The organism is Gemmatimonadota bacterium (assembly GCA_026706345.1).
Taxonomy (GTDB): Bacteria; JAAXHH01; JAAXHH01; order JAAXHH01; family JAAXHH01; genus JAAXHH01.
The window spans coordinates 1-2,245 of the sequence record JAPOYX010000261.1; the positions used below are offsets into that span (position 1 = coordinate 1).

The following is a 2,245-nucleotide window of genomic DNA, read 5'->3' on the forward strand; positions in this document are numbered from 1 at the left end:
CCGAGTGGTCATAGAACGCGACCATGAAGCGGATCAGGTTTTCAACGACCGCTGCCTCGTCTCTTTCGCGCCGAATCTTGTAGTAGATGCTGAAAAGGGGCTCGGCGGCTGCGTACAGGCGTTTACTGCCCCCTGGAGGATCGGCAATGACCGAACCGCGATCGATCAGCCGTTTGAGCATGATGGAGACTACCCGGACGTTCATGCGGGCACGCGCTGCGATCTCCCCGGTGTTCGATGGCGCCCAGAGGTCGAGTAACGCAACATAGACACGCCGTTCGCTTCTGGGCAGCGCCTCCAGGTGACCGCGAAAGTATTCCGTGTGCTCGTCGATCAGCGCCACCAGTTCTTCCATCAGGCGGCGAAGGGACCGGTGCGCGGCGAAGCTGGCGACGATAACGAGCAGCCTGGGACTGCCGCCGGTCAGGATCTCAAGCGGCCGGATGCGGCGCTTGGGTACGAGGTGACCGGTCAGGGTCTGCCAGAGCCGGCGGCAGTCTTCAGTGTCAAGCGGTTGGAGGGAAACAATACGGAAGAGCTCGAAATAGGGTTCGGTCACGTCATCGAGAGCCTCGAACCGGGTGGTGGCCGAGGCGACCAGCATGACCTGGGGTTCGGACTGAAGCACGGCGCGAAGCTGCCAGCCGAAGTCTTCATGCACGTTCCGAGACAGGGAGTGCAGATTCTCAAGCATGAGCACCAGCTTTCGCCCAAGCCGGTCGGTTGCCTCCAGAACGGCGGCACGGGCGTGATCGTGAAGCCCTTGCTCTCGCCAGCGGGACGATAAGGAGGCATGGGTGTCACGCAGTTCCCGCGCAAGCCCCGGGTGTGTATCGGCAATCTCCCCGGCGAGATGGAACAGTGTCTCGAGCCAGAAATCGGCCAGATTGAAAATCTCCAGGCTCTCTTCCATGAACCGGACGGGCAGTAAAAACTTGGAGAACTCTTCGTTCGTACGCAGCTCCGCAGCGGCTCGGGCCAGCAGCATGGTCTTGCCCCGGCCGCGAGGCGCAACAACGAGCACATGCTGGCAGGACGGCGAGTCGATATTCCCGCGCAGTACATCGAGCACGGTTTGCAACTCCGGCTCGCGGACTACGAACTGTTCGATCACCTCGCGGTCGGATTGCAAGGTGCCGGGATTGAACTTACGGACCGGCCCGCGGGCTCGATCAATTTTGTCGGGGGTTCCGGTCATACCGCCAACCGTGCCGATTCAGCACTCGTGTGACGCTGTTCCAAAGGTTCGTGATGCCCGCGAAAGCGCGCGGCCCACCAATCCCTGAGCAAGCGCGACGCGAACCGGTGGCCATCCCCGGCATCCTCAACGTAACCATCGTAGATCAGGACATCGAGGGTGTCGGCGATTTTTACCGGCGCATCTTCCATGATTGCAGAGTACAACGTCTCCAGGCGGTGGTGCGCGCCCGGCGTGAACACGCCCAGCGTGGCCGCTTCGGCCAGAATCTCCATGGCGAGTGAATAACTCTCGTCTCCGAGTGCGTCATTGAGCCGCGTCTGGTAGTGCACGAGATCGTTCTGGCCGGAGGGGCCCAGTAGCGAAAGGCGGTAGACCTCGCCTACATCTGTGACCGCCAGTCGGTGTCTCCGGTCGATCATTGCATGATCCCTCAGGCGAGCGAAGAACGACTGGACATGGTGGGGGATACCAACGCCGAGCATTTCGTAGACCGCGTCTGCCACGCCGGCTTCGACGGACAGCCCATGGCTTGCAGCCAGTTTATGGAAGCAGGCAACGCTGGATTCCCGGTCCCAGGGACCCAGGCGAAACGTATCGAGATGGTTGATGCGGTCCGGCATGCCAAGCCTACGCACGAGGGGTTCGAGCCCGATGCTGCCGGATACGATTAGCACCGGAGAACTATCGCCAAGCGTTTGGAGCAGGCTGCGCGACCAGCTCAGAAACTCGTCCGCGCGGGCGGGGTAGCCGTCCCTGCTGACCATGCGCTTGAGGAAGATAGGCAGTTCGTCGATGACGAGAAGCACCTGATTGCCCGATCTGGCGCAGTCACGCAATAGCCGTTCGCCGTATCGGCGCCAGCTTCCCGCATCAAGGCCTGCTCGGACCTTGACTCGGAAATTATGGGCGCCAAGCTCTTCCACCCTGTCGTTGAACCAGCGCCTGATAGAAACGGTGAAACGCGAGGCGATGGGGCGATAGGGGTACGCGGCCTGGGCGATGTCGGCGATGACATCCTCCGCACAGGTGGCGCCCTCCACGTCA

At 61.6% G+C, this 2,245-nt stretch carries 2 protein-coding genes; both read right to left on the reverse strand.

What is annotated here, in order from left to right; all coding sequences use genetic code 11:
• A partial coding sequence (locus OXG98_18195) for an AAA family ATPase (protein ID MCY3773941.1) occupies window positions 1–1,198 on the reverse strand: 1,198 nt, incomplete at its 3' end.
• The coding region (locus OXG98_18200) for a hypothetical protein (protein MCY3773942.1) at window positions 1,195–2,245 on the reverse strand (1,051 nt) is incomplete at its 5' end. The genes OXG98_18195 and OXG98_18200, both read right to left, overlap by 4 nt.